This window comes from Streptomyces sp. CC208A (assembly GCF_030010625.1).
Classification (GTDB): Bacteria; Actinomycetota; Actinomycetes; order Streptomycetales; family Streptomycetaceae; genus Streptomyces.
The window spans coordinates 44,756-60,197 of sequence record NZ_JASCXN010000013.1 but is presented as its reverse complement, the minus strand read 5'-3'; the positions used below and the strand labels follow the sequence as shown (position 1 = coordinate 60,197).

Below are 15,442 nucleotides of genomic sequence, written 5' to 3'. Positions count from 1 at the left end.
GTCTCGGCGCTAGCCTCGGCCCATGCCACCCGCCAAGAAGCGCCCCCGCAGGTACGACCCCGCCAGGACCCGCGCCGCCGTGCTCGCCCAGGCCGCGCACGTACGGGACGCGGTGTTCGCGCTGCCGTCCGAGGCGTACGGCCGGCCGACGCGGCTGGGCGACTGGACGGTACGGGAGCTGGTCGCGCACCTGACGATGGTGCTCGCCTCGCTCTCCCGGAAGCTCACCGAACCCGAGCCCGCCCGGGCCGAACTCGCCCTGCTCGACTGGCCGCTCGCCACGGCGGCGGGCGCGGCGGGCATCGACGAGGACACCCGGGCGCGCGTCACGGACGACCCGGCCGGACAGTACGAGCGGACCCGGGCGGAGTTCGAGGAGCGGCTGGCGGCCGCGCCCGACGAGCGGCTCGTGCCGACCCGGTTCGGCGCGATGACCCTGGCCGACTTCCTCGTCACCCGCACCGTCGAGCTGACCGTCCACACCGACGACCTCGCCGCCGCGACCGGCGCGGAGATCCCGTACGACCGGCAGGCCCTCGCCGCCTGCACCCGGCTGCTCGCCGACGCCCTCGCCGCGAAGGCCCCCGGCGGCGCGGTGGAGGTGCGGATCCCGCCGTACGCGGTGGTGCAGTGCGTGGAGGGCCCCCGGCACACCCGGGGCACCCCGCCGAACGTCGTCGAGACGGACCCGCTGACCTGGATCCGCCTGGCCACCGGGCGTACCGGCTGGGCGGCCGAGCTGGACGCGGCCCGGATCGCCGCCAGCGGCGAGCGGGCCGACCTGGCGGGGCTGCTTCCCCTGATGGGCTGAGGCCGGGAGCCGATGGGGTGAGAGCGGGAAGCCGATGGGGTGAGGCGGGAAGCCGATGGGGTGAGAGCGGGAACCCGGCGGGGGTGAGCCGCGTCCCACCGGCATGCCGAAGCCGCGCAGCACCCTCGCCGCCACCGCCGTCGTCCTGCTCGCCTCGCTGACCGCCCTCACCGCCTGCGGACAGGGCGGGTCCGGGGGCGGCAGTGCGGGCGACCCCGACCTGCCGCTCGCCGGCACCCACTGGACGGTCGGTGCGGTCACCGTCGACGGCGGCCGCTCGACCGCCCCCGACGGGGCCCGCGTGGACTTCACAGGGAAGGGCCGCGCCCAGGGCAGTACCGGCTGCAACGGCTTCGGCGCGGACGTCGACGTGTCCGGCTCCACCGTCACCGTCTCCCCGGTCGAGGCGACCGAGATCGGCTGCCCCGGCGACCGGCAGCGCTTCGAGACCGCCTTCCTCGCCGCCTTCACCGGCCCCCTGAAGGGCACGCTGAAGGGCGGGGCGCTCACCCTGGCCTCCGCGGACGGTACGAAGAGGGTGGAGCTGACCGCCGAGCCGTCCACCCCGCTGCGCGGCACCACCTGGCGGATCGACGGCCTGGTCTCCGGCGACACCACCTCCTCCCTCCCGGCCGGGAGCGGGCAGAAGGCCCGCCTTGTCATCGGCGCCGACGGCCGGATCACCGGCAACCTCGGGTGCAACGACTTCTCCGCCGCCGTCCGGATCGACGAGGCCGCCCGCACCCTCGTCGTCGAGGGTCCGGCCGCCACCACCCGGATGATCTGCACGGGCCCCCAGATGGATCTGGAGACGAAGCTGTACGAGCTCCTCGACGGGCCCCTGTCCTACCGGCTCGACCACCGCGCTCTGACGCTCACCGACCGGGCGGGCGAGGGCCTGACCGCACGGGTGGGTTGACGCGCGTAGTTCGCATGATCGAAACGCCTGCGAAACCCCCGGTCACTGCGTTCTGCGTCACATCGCGGGAGGGGTCGGCGGATGGTACGAGCGTCCGCTCGGAGTGCCCCCGGCGCCCGGAACCCTTTTCCCGCCTGCGTTGTAGGGCCCTCCAAGCAGCGGGCGATCACTTGGTGGGATCGTACGAGCGCCGCTCACGCTCCGTTCCCCAATTCGGACCAGTGGTCGAGGTCCCCTAGACTCGACAACGTGCCACGTGGTGACGGTCGACTCAATCACGACCTGCTCCCCGGCGAGAAAGGCCCCCAGGACGCGTGTGGCGTCTTCGGTGTCTGGGCTCCGGGTGAAGAGGTCGCAAAGCTCACGTACTTCGGGCTCTACGCCCTCCAGCATCGGGGTCAGGAATCCGCGGGAATCGCGGTCAGCAACGGCTCCCAGATCCTCGTCTTCAAGGACATGGGCCTCGTGTCCCAGGTCTTCGACGAGACCTCTCTCGGCTCCCTCCAAGGTCATATCGCGGTCGGACACGCCCGCTACTCGACCACCGGGGCCTCCGTGTGGGAGAACGCCCAGCCGACCTTCCGGGCCACCGCCCACGGTTCGCTGGCGCTCGGCCACAACGGCAACCTGGTGAACACGGCGCAGCTGGCCGAGATGGTCGCCGACCTCCCCAAGAAGGACGGCCGCGCCCCCCAGGTCGCCGCCACCAACGACACCGACCTCCTGACGGCGCTCCTCGCCGCCCAGGTCGACGAGGACGGCAAGCCGCTCACCATCGAGCAGGCCGCCGCGAAGGTCCTCCCCGACGTCCGGGGCGCCTTCTCCCTCGTCTTCATGGACGAGCACACGCTCTACGCGGCCCGCGACCCGCAGGGCATCCGCCCGCTGGTCCTCGGCCGGCTCGAGCGCGGCTGGGTCGTCGCCTCGGAGTCCGCCGCCCTCGACATCTGCGGCGCCAGCTTCGTCCGCGAGGTCGAGCCCGGCGAGCTGATCGCGATCGACGAGAACGGCATCCGCACCTCCCGCTTCGCGGAAGCGAAGCCCAAGGGCTGTGTCTTCGAGTACGTGTACCTGGCCCGTCCCGACACGGACATCGCCGGCCGGAACGTGTACCTCTCCCGCGTCGAGATGGGCCGCCGCCTCGCCGCGGAGGCCCCCGTCGAGGCCGACCTGGTCATAGCGACGCCCGAGTCCGGCACCCCCGCCGCCATCGGCTACGCGGAGGCCTCCGGCATCCCCTTCGGCGCCGGCCTGGTGAAGAACGCCTACGTCGGGCGCACCTTCATCCAGCCCTCGCAGACCATCCGCCAGCTCGGCATCCGGCTGAAGCTCAACCCCCTCAAGGAAGTCATCAAGGGGAAGCGGCTCGTGGTCGTGGACGACTCCATCGTCCGCGGCAACACCCAGCGCGCCCTGGTCCGGATGCTCCGCGAGGCGGGCGCCGCCGAGGTCCACATCCGGATCTCCTCGCCGCCGGTCAAGTGGCCCTGCTTCTTCGGCATCGACTTCGCCACCCGGGCGGAGCTGATCGCCAACGGCATGTCCGTCGAGGAGATCGGCAAGTCGCTCGGCGCGGACTCGCTCTCGTACATCTCCCTGGAGGGGATGGTCGAGGCGACCACCATCGCCAAGCCGAACCTCTGCCGCGCCTGCTTCGACGGCGAGTACCCGATGGAGCTGCCGGACCCCGAGCTGCTCGGCAAGCAGCTGCTTGAGACGGAGCTGGCCGCCGGCCCCGCCGCCACCGCGGCCGCCGACGCCCTGCGCCGTCCGTGAGATCCCGCTGCACCCCCGCAGTGACGCAGTAACGACACGAAAGCTCTGAACCCCATGTCTCAGACTGTCAGTGCCGCAGGCGGCGCCAGCTACGCCTCTGCGGGCGTCGACATCGAAGCGGGCGACCGCGCCGTCGAGCTCATGAAGGAGTGGGTGAAGAAGACGCGGCGCCCCGAGGTCCTCGGCGGCCTCGGCGGCTTCGCCGGCCTCTTCGACGCCTCCGCCCTCAAGCGCTACGAGCGTCCGCTGCTCGCCTCGGCCACCGACGGGGTCGGCACGAAGGTCGACATCGCCCGCCAGATGGGCGTGTACGACACCATCGGCCACGACCTGGTCGCCATGGTCATGGACGACATCGTCGTCTGCGGCGCCGAGCCGCTCTTCATGACCGACTACATCTGCGTGGGCAAGGTCCACCCCGAGCGGGTCGCCGCCATCGTCAAGGGCATCGCCGAAGGCTGCGTCCTGGCCGGCTGCGCCCTGGTCGGCGGCGAGACCGCCGAGCACCCGGGCCTCCTCGGCCCGGACGACTTCGACGTGGCCGGCGCGGGCACCGGCGTCGTGGAGCACGACCGTCTCCTGGGCGCCGATCGCATCCGTACGGGGGACGCCGTCATCGCCATGGCCTCCTCCGGTCTTCACTCCAACGGGTACTCGCTCGTCCGTCACGTGGTCTTCGACCGCGCCGGCATGACCCTCGACCAGCGGGTCGAGGAGCTGGGCCGGACCCTCGGCGAGGAGCTCCTGGAGCCCACCAGGATCTACTCGCTCGACTGCCTGGCGCTCACCCGGACCACCGAGGTGCACGCCTTCAGCCACATCACCGGCGGCGGCCTCGCGGCCAACCTCGCCCGGGTCATCCCGGACGGGCTGCACGCCACCGTGGACCGCTCCACCTGGACCCCGGGCGCGATCTTCGACCTCGTCGGCACCGCAGGACAGGTCGAGCGCCTGGAGCTGGAGAAGACCCTCAACATGGGCGTCGGCATGATGGCCGTCGTCCCCGCCGAGTCCGTGGACGCGGCCCTGGCGACCCTGGAGGACCGGGGCGTCGAGGCGTGGGTCGCGGGCGAGATCACCGAGCGCGGCGCGCACACGACGGGCGCGGAGCTGGTCGGGGACTACGCGAAGTAGGAACGAGCGACAGGGCCCACCTAGGAACGTTCCTAGGTGGGCCCTGTCGCCGTTGTCGCTGTCACGTGCTGTCGCTCTCGGTGTTCGCCTCCGGACAGCGCGAAGACCCGGTCCGGGGGTCCCGGGCCGAGTCTCAGCGGTTCAGAAGGTCAAGCGCGACGCTGCGAGGACTGCGGGCCGGACTCGTCGTCCTCGTCCTCGTCGTCCGTGTTGTAGAGATCCGCGTACTGCGCGTACGGGTCGTCTTCCTCGTCGTCGTCCTCGAACGGCTCGCCATTCGGCGGCTGGTTCGAAGTCGAAGCGCCCAGTTCATGGGCCAGACGCGCCAGGTCGGTCCCGCCGCTGCTGTACTTCAGCTGGCGGGCGACCTTGGTCTGCTTGGCCTTTGCCCGGCCGCGCCCCATGGCTCGACCCCCTCGGTGACGGAGCTCGCTGGCCCCAGAGTCTTGACACGCGTTCATGATCCGAAACGGGCTCTCGGTGGAGAGACCGGTCCGTAGGGCTTCAACGGTACCTGTTTCCTCGGGTCTACGGTACGCCGTGCGCATCACATACCCCGGTACAGAACCATCGAGGTGCCCTTTCCTCGCTGGTCAATCGCGATTTTAACCTCTTCTGGGGGGCCGACCCGCCGACCGGCGTGAGCGAAGTCTCCCGGACGGCGGGTGACCGGCGGGCGTCCGGCGGTCGGTCGGCCCCCCGGAATCGTCAGGCTCGGCCGCTGCGGGCCTCGGCCATGCGCTGCTCGGCGATCCGGTCGGCGGCGGCGGCCGGCGGAATGCCGTCGGCCTTCGCACGTGCGAAGATCTCCAGGGTGGTGTCGAAGATCTTCGTCGCCTTCGCCTTGCAGCGGTCGAAGTCGAAGCCGTGGAGCTCGTCGGCGACCTGGATCACGCCGCCGGCGTTCACCACGTAGTCCGGCGCGTAGAGGATGCCGCGCTCCTCCAGGTCCTTCTCGACGCCGGGGTGCGCGAGCTGGTTGTTGGCCGCGCCGCAGACCGCCTTCGCGGTGAGGACCGGGACGGTGTCGTCGTTCAGGGCGCCGCCGAGCGCGCAGGGGGCGTAGATGTCGAGGCCCTCGACGCGGATCAGCGCGTCGGTGTCGGCGACGACCCGCACCTGCGGGTGCTTGTCGGTGATCCGGCGCACCGACTCCTCGCGGACGTCGGTGATGACGACCTCGGCCCCGTCGGAGAGCAGGTGCTCGACGAGGTAGTGGCCGACCTTGCCGACGCCGGCGACGCCGACCTTCCGGCCGCGCAGGGTCGGGTCGCCCCACAGGTGCTGGGCGGAGGCGCGCATGCCCTGGAAGACGCCGAAGGCGGTGAGCACGGAGGAGTCGCCGGCGCCGCCGTTCTCGGGGGAGCGGCCGGTGGTCCACTGGTTGGTGCGGGCCACGACGTCCATGTCGGCGACGTAGGTGCCGACGTCGCAGGCCGTCACGTAGCGCCCGCCGAGGGAGGCGACGAAGCGGCCGTAGGCGAGGAGGAGCTCCTCGGTCTTGATCTGCTCGGGGTCACCGATGATCACGGCCTTGCCGCCGCCGTGGTCGAGCCCGGCCATGGCGTTCTTGTACGACATGCCGCGCGCCAGGTTGAGGGCGTCGGCGACGGCCTCGGCCTCCGTGGCGTACGGGTAGAAGCGGGTGCCGCCGAGGGCGGGGCCGAGGGCGGTGGAGTGGAGGGCGATGACGGCCTTGAGGCCGGTGGCGCGGTCCTGGCAGAGGACGACTTGCTCGTGTCCCCCCTGCTCCGAGTGGAACAGGGTCTGCAGGACGCCGTCGGATACAGCGGTCACGGTGGTGACTCCCAAGTACGAAGCGGCGGGAGGTCCCCCCTGAGGGTGGGGGAGGACCATTGCGCCACGAGATTAAGTCCTACCTGTGCGTAGGAAGGCCGGAGTGGGCCGGATCACCCCCCTGGGGAGTACCCGCGTGGAAGGATTCGGGCATGTCGGTCGACTCCACCCTGCTCGTCCCGTACGCCTCCTACCTGCGGGTGTACGAGCCGCTGGCCGCGTTCCCCGAGCCGGAGCGGACCCACTGGGCGCGGTACGCGCGCAGGTCGCGCACCCCGGGGGCGCAGGAGGAGCTGCGGCGCGCGCTCGCGGACCTGGTGCCGGTGCCGCCGGTGCCGGTGCCGGTGCACGAGAGCGGCGAGGCGTTCGTGGCGCACCTGGACGGGGTGGTGGTGATCTGCCCGTGGCGGACCCGGCTGCGGGGCTGGCTGGCGCTGCGGGAGCTGGCGGAGAGCGGGCTGCCGGCGCCGGTGCTCGACGCGATGCTGCCGCCGGTGGTGCGGGCGCAGGTGGAGGCGGACCACGAGCGGTGGCGGGAGCGGAACCCGGACGCGCGGCCGTGGATCAGGACGGCGGTGTGGCAGGTGCCGCTGCGCTGGTTCGCGCTCTTCGGGGACGAGGAGCGGCGGTACGAGGCGGGGGACCGGGCGGCGGGGCGGGCGCCGGTGCTGCGCTACCGGACGACGATGGCACAGGCGCGGCGGCGGCTCGCGCGGGCGCTGCGCGCGCTGCGGGACTCGGTGGACGAGGGCCCGATGACGCAGGGCCTGATCGACGTGGGGCGCTGGCTGGAGGAGTTCCATCCGCGGGCCCTGGTGGAGCTGGACTACGGCGGGCTCGTCCACGCGGTGGGGGAGGCCCGGCTCGCGGAGGACCGGTCGGCGGCGGACGTGGCGGAGGGGCTCGCGGCGCTGCGGGCGGGCGACGAGGACCGGGCGGGCGAGGCGTACGCGCGGCTCGCGGAGCGCTGGCGGTCCGTCAGGGACCTGCGCCACGCGAACTGACCGCGCGACACGAATTGACATAGGCCGGGCATCTTCGTCAGGTCGGCATGGACAAGACATGTGCCGCGGGGGTAAATGATCTTCGGGGTGGCTGGCCGGATCGATCTGGCCGGATCCGGTGGGACGTTGGTCCTGAACCGGGCCTTTGGCTCAAGCGTGACGGACAGCACTAAACGTACCCTTGCGTCGATCGCCCACCCTCGTGCCAAAATAGGACAAGGAGTCCGGGGAGGGTTCCTTCCGCCCAACTTTGGGCGGAACGCTCAGCATTGCACTCTATGGGGGGTCTGAGGACTCCTGATCGCTCTGTGACTGATCGTCACAGTGGCGTGACTGTCCGTTATGGCATGGTCAGTCGACTTCCGCCGCTGATGAACACCTGCGAGGGCAATTCCATCGGTTTGGCCGACGCGGCTGGACGGATGGTGTAGTTGTAGTGCCGAGGACAAGCCGTTCGTCCTATAACCGACTCGGCCCGCTTCTGCCATTTCGGGCAAGGCGGGTCAAGGTGCAGAATTTAGAGGAAAGAACCGAGAAGGTTCGGTTCTCCCGAGGAGGCCGCTCATGACCGCTCGCACCCCTGATGCCGAGCCGCTGCTGACCCCTGCCGAGGTCGCCACGATGTTCCGCGTGGACCCGAAGACGGTGACCCGCTGGGCCAAGGCCGGCAAGCTCACGTCCATCCGCACCCTGGGTGGGCACCGCCGGTACCGCGAGGCCGAGGTTCGCGCTCTGCTGGCGGGCATTCCGCAGCAGCGCAGCGAGGCCTGAGGCTTCGACGACGCACGCAACACCCCGTAACACCGGGCCTGTCCGGGTCCCCCAATCCGGTCGCCCACCCACAGCTCTGCCGACGGGTCCTGCCCCAACAGGCCACCGTCACCGATCGCGCTGGACTCCGCCGGGTCCGGCGCGATCGTCTTTTGTGCCCGTCTCCACCTGTCGAACGCAGGTGCAATTGCACATATTAAATTGGCCAGTTGTAGGGACGGTGTAAATGAGGGGGTCCCGGAACGACTTCAAGTGACTCCCGTCACACCACCGGAGACTTGCCTCAGAACAGCCTCTCACTCCCCGGAGCGCCCCTGCCCCCTCCGAAGGGCACCGACCGGTGGGACTTTCGTCCCCCGTTCGAGTGGAGTTGAAGCATGCGCCCGGCATGACCCGACATGACGAAGAAGGCCCGCATCGTGATGATGCGGGCCTTCTTCGAACGCGATCCTGACGGGACTTGAACCCGCGACCTCCACCTTGACAGGGTGGCGAGCTAACCAACTGCTCCACAGGACCCTCGCAACCGTTGGTGCGTGGCTGCGAGGAAAACTGTACAGCAGCTCAGCGGTCTGGTCGAACTCACCGACGGCGAGCACCCCGCTACCGGAGCCGGGCGAGGGACCGGAACCGGAACGGCTACCGCGCCGGCTGCGGGACCGCCGCGTCGATGGCCTTCACGATCCGCTTGTCCGACACCGGATGGGCCGTGCCGAGCGCGTGCGCGAAGTAGCTCACCCGCAGCTCCTCGATCATCCAGCGGATGTCCGTGACCTCCGCCGGCACCGGCCGTCCCTGCGGCAGCTGCTCCAGGAGCCACGCGTACTCGTCGAGCATCTCGTGGACCTTCTCCATCCGGGTGGTGTCCCGCTGGACCCCGGTCGGCATCTGCTGGAGCCGCCGGTCCACCGCCACCAGGTAGCGCATCAGGTCCGGCAGCCGCTTCAGCCCCGTACAGGTGACGAAACCGGCCGGCATCAGCCACGCCAGCTGCTCCCGCACGTCCTGGAGGTTCGGCAGCAGCGCGGGGCTCGCGGTGGCCTTCAGGCGCCGCTCGCACGCCTGCCAGGCCGCGAGCACCTGCTGGACCTGGCCCACCGTGCGGATGGTCAGCTCCACCAGATCGGCGCGGACCTTGTCGTACAGCTTCCGGAAGGACTCCTCGTCCCACACCGGTCCGCCGTGCTCCGCGATCAGCCGGTCGGCGGCGGCGGTGGCGCAGTCGTCGAAGAGGGCCTGGATCGAGCCGTGCGGGTTCGCCGACAGGGCGAGCTTCTGCTGGTTGGTCAGCTTGTCGGAGGCGAACCTCGCCGGGTTCACCGGGATGTTCAGCATGATCAGCTTCCGGGTGCCCCGCCACATCGCCTGCGCCTGCTCGGCCTCCGAGTCGAAGAGCCGCACGGCCACGGTGTCGCCCTCGTCGACGAGCGCCGGGTACGCCTTCACCGGCTGCCCCCCGCGCTTGGTCTCGAAGACCCGCACGAGCGTGCCGATCGTCCAGTCCTTCAGGCCCGTCCGCTCCAGGGAGGGGCCGGAGCCGTCCGGGCCCGCCGTGGCCGCCCTGGCCGCCTTGGAGAGCGCCTGGCGGGCCTTGGGGCGCAGCTTCAGGCGCAGCGTCTCCAGGTCCTTGTCCTCGGCGAGCTTCCGGCGCCGCTCGTCGACGATCCGGAAGGTGATCTTGAGATGGTCCGGGACCTTCGCCCAGTCGAAGTCCTCCGGTGTCACCGGCACCCCGACCATCCGCTGGAGCTCGCGCGCGAGCGCCGTCGTCAGCGGCTCCTGCACGGGCACGACCGCGTCCAGGAACCGGCCGGCGTAGTTCGGCGCGGGCACGTAGTGGCGGCGGATCGGCTTCGGGAGCGAGCGGATCAGCTCGGTGACGACCTCTTCCCGCAGACCGGGGATCTGCCAGTCGAAGCCCTCGTCCGTCACCTGGTTCAGGACCTGGAGCGGCACGTGCACGGTCACGCCGTCCGCGTCCGCGCCCGGCTCGAACTGGTACGTCACCCGGAACTTCAGCGCGCCCTGCCGCCACGAGTCCGGGTAGTCGTCCTTGGTGACGGCCCCGGCCTTCTCGTTGATGAGCATCTCGCGCTCGAAGTCGAGGAACTCCGGCTCCTCGCGCCGCTTGTGCTTCCACCACGAGTCGAAGTGGGCGCCGGACACGACGTGTTCGGGGACCCGCTTGTCGTAGAAGTCGAAGAGCGTCTCGTCGTCGACGAGGATGTCCCGGCGCCGGGCCCGGTGCTCCAGCTCCTCGACCTCGGTGAGCAGCTTGCGGTTGTCGGCGAAGAACTTGTGGTGGGTGCGCCAGTCGCCCTCCACCAGCGCGTTGCGGATGAACAGCTCGCGGGAGACCTCCGGGTCGATCCGCCCGTAGTTCACCTTGCGGTCGGCGACGATCGGGACGCCGTACAGCGTCACCTTCTCGTACGCCATCACGGCCGCCTGGTCCTTCTCCCAGTGCGGCTCGCTGTACGTCTTCTTCACCAGGTGCTGGGCGAGCGGCTCGACCCACTCGGGCTCGATCCGCGCGTTCACCCGCGCCCACAGCCGGGAGGTCTCCACCAGCTCGGCGGACATCACCATCCGCGGCGGCTTCTTGAAGAGCGCCGAACCGGGGAAGATCGCGAACTTGGCGTTCCGGGCGCCCAGGTACTCGTTCCGGGTGCCCTCCCGCTTCTGGTCGCGGCCTTCCTTGGACTCCTTCACGTCCTTCAGGCCGATGTGGGAGAGCAGGCCGGAGAGGAGGGAGACGTGTACGGAGTGCTCCGGCGCGTCCTCCTCGTTCAGGTGGATGCCCATCTGCTTGGCGACCGTCCGCAGCTGGGAGTAGATGTCCTGCCACTCGCGGATGCGCAGGAAGTTCAGGTACTCCTGCTTGCACATCCGGCGGAAGGAGCTGGAACCGCGCTCCTTCTGCTGCTCTCGGACGTACCGCCACAGGTTGAGGAAGGCGAGGAAGTCGCTGGTCTCGTCCTTGAAGCGGGCGTGCTGCTGGTCGGCCTGCGCCTGCTTCTCGGAGGGCCGCTCGCGCGGGTCCTGGATGGAGAGCGCCGCCGCGATCACCATCACCTCGCGGGCGCAGCCGTTCTTGTCGGCCTCCAGGACCATCCGGGCGAGCCGCGGGTCGACGGGCAGCTGCGAGAGCTTCCGGCCGAGCGGGGTGAGCCGCTTCTTCGGGTCCTTCTGGGTGGGGTCGAGCGCGCCGAGCTCCTGGAGGAGCTGGACGCCGTCCCGGATGTTGCGGTGGTCCGGCGGGTCGATGAAGGGGAACTTCTCGATCTCGCCGAGCCCTGCCGCGGTCATCTGGAGGATGACGGAGGCCAGGTTGGTGCGGAGGATCTCGGCGTCCGTGAACTCCGGCCGGGTGAGGAAGTCGTCCTCCGAGTACAGCCGGATGCAGATGCCGTCCGAGGTACGGCCGCAGCGGCCCTTGCGCTGGTTGGCGCTGGCCTGCGAGATCGCCTCGATCGGGAGGCGCTGGACCTTGGTGCGGTGCGAGTAGCGCGAGATGCGGGCGGTGCCCGGGTCGATCACGTACTTGATGCCGGGGACGGTCAGCGAGGTCTCGGCGACGTTCGTCGCGAGGACGATCCGGCGTCCGGAGTGCGCCTGGAAGACCCGGTGCTGCTCGGCGTGCGAGAGCCGCGCGTAGAGCGGAAGGATCTCCGTGTTGAAGAGCTTCTTCTTGGTCAGCGCGTCCGCCGTGTCGCGGATCTCGCGCTCGCCGGAGAGGAAGACCAGGATGTCGCCGGGCCCCTCCTTCTGGAGCTCGTCGACGGCGTCGCAGATGGCGGTGATCTGGTCCCGGTCCGACTCCTCGGAGTCCTCCTCCAGGAGGGGGCGGTAGCGGACCTCGACCGGATACGTACGACCGGAGACCTCGACGATCGGGGCGTCGCCGAAGTGGCGGGAGAAGCGCTCCGGGTCGATGGTCGCAGAGGTGATCACGACCTTGAGGTCGGGGCGGCGGGGCAGCAGCTGGGCCAGATAGCCGAGCAGGAAGTCGATGTTGAGGGACCGCTCGTGGGCCTCGTCGATGATGATCGTGTCGTACGCGCGCAGCTCGCGGTCCGTCTGGATCTCGGCGAGCAGGATGCCGTCCGTCATCAGTTTGACAAGTGTGTCGCTGCCTACCTGGTCGGTGAACCGGACCTTCCAGCCGACGGCCTCCCCGAGCGGGGTCCTCAGCTCCTCCGCCACGCGCTCGGCGACCGTGCGGGCGGCGATCCGGCGGGGCTGGGTGTGCCCGATCATGCCCCGGACGCCCCGGCCCAGCTCCAGACAGATCTTCGGGATCTGGGTGGTCTTGCCGGAGCCGGTCTCACCGGCGACGATCACGACCTGGTGGTCGCGTATCGCCTCCAGGATCTCGTCCTTCTTCTGCGAGACCGGGAGCTGCTCGGGGTAGGTGATCCCGGGTACGCGGGCGGCGCGCCCGTCGACGCGCTCCTTGGCCTTGGCCGCCTCGGCGGCGATCTCGTCCAGGACGGCCGCGCGGGCCTCGGGCTTGCGGATGCGGCGGGCGCCTTCGAGACGGCGGCCGAGCCGGTGGGAGTCCCGCAGCGAGACCTCGGCCAGGACGGACTGGAGGGCGGCGAAGGAAGTAGACATACGGAACCCAGGATCGCACCTGCGGCGGAGAAGCGGCGAACCCATTTACGAGTCCGCCCCGAGCCGGCCCGAGAGCCTGCCGTGGCCGGATTGGGGTGGCTTGAACCCCTTGCTCACGGAGTGTTCCGAACCCCTGTCTAGAGTTCACCCCATGTCCAGCCCCCAGTCCTCCTCCAAGACCCGCCCCGTCCTGATCGTCGCGGGCGTGGCCGTCGCCGCCGTGCTGCTCGGCCTCGTCTCGTACACCGCCACCAAGCCGGCCGACCCGTCCGCCGCCGGTTCCTCCTCCGTCGCCGAGGTCTCGGCCGACCCGGCCGCCGGGGTCTACCCGGAGCTGGAGAAGTACGCCCGCCGGGACGCCTCCGACAAGCTCGCCCTGGGCCGGGCCGACGCGCCGGTCGTCCTGATCGAGTACGCCGACTTCAAGTGCGGCTACTGCGGGAAGTTCGCCCGGGACACCGAGCCGGCCCTCGTGGAGAAGTACGTCGAGAACGGCACCCTGCGCATCGAGTGGCGGAACTTCCCGATCTTCGGCGAGGAGTCGGAGGCCGTCGCGCGGGCCTCCTGGGCGGCCGGGCAGCAGGGCCGCTTCTGGCAGTTCCACCGGGCGGCGTACGCGGAGGGCGCCAAGGAGAAGGGCTTCGGCGAGGAGCGGCTGCGCGCCCTCGCGGCCGAGGCCGGCGTGCCCGACCTGGCCCGGTTCGCGAAGGACAGCGGCAGCGAGGCGGCCCGCGAGGCCGTACGGAAGGACCAGGAGCAGGGGTACGCGCTCGGCGCCACCTCCACCCCGTCGTTCCTGGTCAACGGCCGTCCGATCGCAGGCGCCCAGCCCCTGGAGACCTTCACGGAGGCGATCGAGGCGGCGGCGGAGCGGGCGAAGGACGCCAAGGGGGAGGCCGGGCGGTGACCTCCGGGATCGGCTACTCCGCCGCCTTCCTCGGCGGGCTCCTCGCCCTCCTCAGCCCGTGCAGCGCCCTGCTGCTGCCGGCCTTCTTCGCGTACTCCTTCCAGAACCGGGCGAAGCTGGTGGCGCGGACCGCGATCCTCTACGCGGGCCTCGCCACCACCCTCGTACCGCTGGGCGCGGCGGGCTCGCTCGCGGGCCGCTTCTTCTACGGCCACCGGGACCTGCTGGTCACCGTCGGCGGCTGGCTGATCATCGGGCTCGGCGTCCTCCAGGTCCTGGGCCTGGGCTTCGCCTCCCGCCGGATGTCGGAGGCGAGCGGCCGCATCCGGCCCGGCTCGGCGCTCTCGGTGTACGCCCTGGGCCTGGTCTACGGCCTGGCCGGGTTCTGCGCGGGCCCGATCCTCGGCAGCGTCCTGACGGTGGCGGCGCTGAGCGGCAGCGCGGCGTACGGCGGTCTGCTCCTCGCGGTGTACGCGCTCGGGATGGCGGTGCCGCTGTTCGTCCTGGCCCTGCTGTGGGAGCGGTACGACCTGGGGCGGCGGCGCTGGCTGCGGGGCCGGCCGCTGCGGCTGGGGCGGTTCGAGGTGCACTCGGCCTCGCTGGTGTCGGGCCTCTTCTTCGTGGCCCTGGGCACGCTGTTCCTGGTCTTCGACGGGACGACCGCCCTGCCGGGGCCGCTGTCGGTGGACGGCTCCTTCGCCGTGGAGCAGCGGGTCGCGGAGTGGGGCCGCGCGGTGCCGGACTGGGCGCTGCTCGCCGGGGTCGTGGCGGCGGTCGCGGCGGTCCTCGCGGTGCGGAGCCGCGGGCGGCAGCAGGAATGAGGAAGGGCCCCGTCCGAGAGGACGGGGCCCTTTTCCTGTGGCTGGGGCCGGGGTCGAACCGGCGACCTATCGCTTTTCAGGCGATCGCTCGTACCAACTGAGCTACCCAGCCAGGAGGTCGTTTCCGACCTCGGCGATCCTGACGGGACTTGAACCCGCGACCTCCACCTTGACAGGGTGGCGAGCTAACCAACTGCTCCACAGGACCATCTGGTGTGCGATACGAGTATCGCACGGGTGTTGCGTGCCCCCAACGGGATTCGAACCCGTGCTACCGCCTTGAAAGGGCGGCGTCCTGGGCCACTAGACGATGAGGGCGTGTAGCCGGACTGCTCTGCTTCGTCTGTGCGTCCCGGGGGACGTGAGAAGCAGTGTGACTCCACTTCCCCCTCGGAGGGTTCCGCTTCTCCTCGGCTCCTTGCGGAGCTTCGGACGGTCAAGCCCTGACCGGCGCCCTTGGGCACGAGCAGACTGTACTACGGCCGCTGGACCTGGGCAAAACCGAATGCGTGCGGTCCGTTCGGATCAGCCCCAGCCCAGTTCGTGGAGCCGCTCGTCGTCGATGCCGAAGTGGTGGGCGACCTCGTGGACCACGGTCACGGCGACCTCGTGGACCACGTCGTCGGGGCTCTCGCACATGCGGAGCGTCGGCCCCATGTAGATCGAGATGCGGTCCGGCAGGACCCCGGCGTACCACTCGCCGCGCTCGGTGAGCGGAGTGCCCTCGTAGAGCCCCAGAAGCTCAGGGTCGTCCGCCGGCGGCTCGTCCTCGACGAAGACCGCCACGTTGTCCATGATCCGCGTCAGCTCGGGCGGGATCGTGTCCAGGGCGTCGGACACCAGTTCTTCGAAGACTTCTCGCGTCATCTCCAGCACAGGGCCATT

Annotated in this window: 12 protein-coding genes and 4 tRNA genes; 8 read left to right on the top strand and 8 right to left on the bottom strand. The window is 70.6% G+C overall.

Features of this window, described 5'->3' with window-relative positions; genetic code table 11:
- Positions 1 to 22: 22 nt before the first annotated feature.
- From QK442_RS16335 to purM, 4 genes are all read left to right on the top strand, one after another.
- On the top strand, positions 23 to 811 hold the full coding sequence (locus QK442_RS16335; RefSeq protein ID WP_282694669.1) for a maleylpyruvate isomerase family mycothiol-dependent enzyme: 789 nt from the start codon (positions 23 to 25) through the stop codon (positions 809 to 811).
- Between the two features lie 103 nt (positions 812 to 914).
- The gene (locus QK442_RS16330; RefSeq protein WP_282694668.1) at positions 915 to 1,730 is read left to right on the top strand and encodes an META domain-containing protein; all 816 of its coding nucleotides are present in this window, start codon (positions 915 to 917) and stop codon (positions 1,728 to 1,730) included.
- Between the two features lie 249 nt (positions 1,731 to 1,979).
- Positions 1,980 to 3,506 carry an amidophosphoribosyltransferase gene (purF, locus tag QK442_RS16325; protein WP_282694667.1) on the top strand — a complete coding sequence of 509 codons (1,527 nt, stop codon included), beginning with the start codon at positions 1,980 to 1,982 and terminating at the stop codon, positions 3,504 to 3,506.
- Positions 3,507 to 3,560: 54 nt separating this feature from the next.
- On the top strand, positions 3,561 to 4,640 hold the full coding sequence (gene purM, locus QK442_RS16320; protein WP_282694666.1) for a phosphoribosylformylglycinamidine cyclo-ligase: 1,080 nt from the start codon (positions 3,561 to 3,563) through the stop codon (positions 4,638 to 4,640).
- Between the two features lie 149 nt (positions 4,641 to 4,789).
- Here the strand turns inward: purM and QK442_RS16315 are convergent, their stop codons facing one another.
- Positions 4,790 to 5,044 (bottom strand): DUF3073 domain-containing protein, encoded by a 255-nt coding sequence (locus QK442_RS16315; protein ID WP_282694665.1) that lies wholly within the window; start codon positions 5,042 to 5,044, stop codon positions 4,790 to 4,792.
- A 304-nt stretch (positions 5,045 to 5,348) separates the two neighbouring features.
- Positions 5,349 to 6,497 (bottom strand): Glu/Leu/Phe/Val dehydrogenase dimerization domain-containing protein, encoded by a 1,149-nt coding sequence (locus QK442_RS16310; protein WP_282694664.1) that lies wholly within the window; start codon positions 6,495 to 6,497, stop codon positions 5,349 to 5,351.
- A 92-nt stretch (positions 6,498 to 6,589) separates the two neighbouring features.
- Here QK442_RS16310 and QK442_RS16305 point away from each other — a divergent pair, with 92 nt between their 5' ends.
- Together QK442_RS16305 and bldC are read left to right on the top strand one after the other, a co-directional pair.
- Positions 6,590 to 7,441: a hypothetical protein gene (locus tag QK442_RS16305; protein ID WP_282694663.1), complete on the top strand. Its 852-nt coding sequence runs from the start codon at positions 6,590 to 6,592 to the stop codon at positions 7,439 to 7,441.
- Positions 7,442 to 8,005: 564 nt separating this feature from the next.
- Positions 8,006 to 8,212 (top strand): developmental transcriptional regulator BldC, encoded by a 207-nt coding sequence (gene bldC, locus QK442_RS16300; RefSeq protein ID WP_003949541.1) that lies wholly within the window; start codon positions 8,006 to 8,008, stop codon positions 8,210 to 8,212.
- A 445-nt stretch (positions 8,213 to 8,657) separates the two neighbouring features.
- Here bldC and QK442_RS16295 read toward each other — a convergent pair.
- Positions 8,658 to 8,731 (bottom strand) — tRNA-Asp (locus tag QK442_RS16295).
- Between the two features lie 120 nt (positions 8,732 to 8,851).
- Positions 8,852 to 12,829 (bottom strand): ATP-dependent RNA helicase HrpA, encoded by a 3,978-nt coding sequence (gene hrpA / locus QK442_RS16290; protein WP_282694662.1) that lies wholly within the window; start codon positions 12,827 to 12,829, stop codon positions 8,852 to 8,854.
- A 151-nt stretch (positions 12,830 to 12,980) separates the two neighbouring features.
- Here hrpA and QK442_RS16285 point away from each other — a divergent pair, with 151 nt between their 5' ends.
- Together QK442_RS16285 and QK442_RS16280 are read left to right on the top strand one after the other, a co-directional pair.
- Positions 12,981 to 13,736, top strand: coding sequence for a thioredoxin domain-containing protein (locus QK442_RS16285; protein WP_282694661.1), 756 nt, complete (start codon positions 12,981 to 12,983; stop codon positions 13,734 to 13,736).
- Positions 13,733 to 14,557 (top strand): cytochrome c biogenesis CcdA family protein, encoded by an 825-nt coding sequence (locus QK442_RS16280; RefSeq protein WP_282694660.1) that lies wholly within the window; start codon positions 13,733 to 13,735, stop codon positions 14,555 to 14,557. Before QK442_RS16285 ends, QK442_RS16280 begins: the two co-directional genes overlap by 4 nt.
- Before the next feature lie 38 nt (positions 14,558 to 14,595).
- On the opposite strand, the gene QK442_RS16275 is transcribed toward QK442_RS16280, so the two are convergent.
- The 4 genes from QK442_RS16275 to QK442_RS16260 form a co-directional block, all read right to left on the bottom strand.
- Positions 14,596 to 14,669: transfer RNA gene (locus tag QK442_RS16275), tRNA-Phe, on the bottom strand.
- A gap of 22 nt (positions 14,670 to 14,691) precedes the next feature.
- Positions 14,692 to 14,765 (bottom strand) — tRNA-Asp (locus QK442_RS16270).
- A gap of 37 nt (positions 14,766 to 14,802) precedes the next feature.
- A tRNA-Glu gene (locus QK442_RS16265) sits at positions 14,803 to 14,875 on the bottom strand.
- A 207-nt stretch (positions 14,876 to 15,082) separates the two neighbouring features.
- Positions 15,083 to 15,433, bottom strand: a complete 351-nt coding sequence (locus QK442_RS16260; RefSeq protein WP_282694659.1) for a metallopeptidase family protein — start codon at positions 15,431 to 15,433, stop codon at positions 15,083 to 15,085.
- Positions 15,434 to 15,442 lie beyond the last annotated feature (9 nt).

Excerpts from the sequence above, each read along its gene's own strand:
- QK442_RS16310 (WP_282694664.1), bottom strand. The coding sequence starts at position 6,497 with ATGGTCCTCCCCCACCCTCAGGGGGGACCTCCCGCCGCTTCGTACTTG.
- QK442_RS16330 (WP_282694668.1), top strand. The coding sequence starts at position 915 with ATGCCGAAGCCGCGCAGCACCCTCGCCGCCACCGCCGTCGTCCTGCTC.
- purM (WP_282694666.1), top strand. The coding sequence starts at position 3,561 with ATGTCTCAGACTGTCAGTGCCGCAGGCGGCGCCAGCTACGCCTCTGCG.
- QK442_RS16285 (WP_282694661.1), top strand. The coding sequence starts at position 12,981 with ATGTCCAGCCCCCAGTCCTCCTCCAAGACCCGCCCCGTCCTGATCGTC.
- hrpA (WP_282694662.1), bottom strand. The coding sequence starts at position 12,829 with ATGTCTACTTCCTTCGCCGCCCTCCAGTCCGTCCTGGCCGAGGTCTCG.
- QK442_RS16315 (WP_282694665.1), bottom strand. The coding sequence starts at position 5,044 with ATGGGGCGCGGCCGGGCAAAGGCCAAGCAGACCAAGGTCGCCCGCCAG.
- QK442_RS16305 (WP_282694663.1), top strand. The coding sequence starts at position 6,590 with ATGTCGGTCGACTCCACCCTGCTCGTCCCGTACGCCTCCTACCTGCGG.
- QK442_RS16335 (WP_282694669.1), top strand. The coding sequence starts at position 23 with ATGCCACCCGCCAAGAAGCGCCCCCGCAGGTACGACCCCGCCAGGACC.
- bldC (WP_003949541.1), top strand. The coding sequence starts at position 8,006 with ATGACCGCTCGCACCCCTGATGCCGAGCCGCTGCTGACCCCTGCCGAG.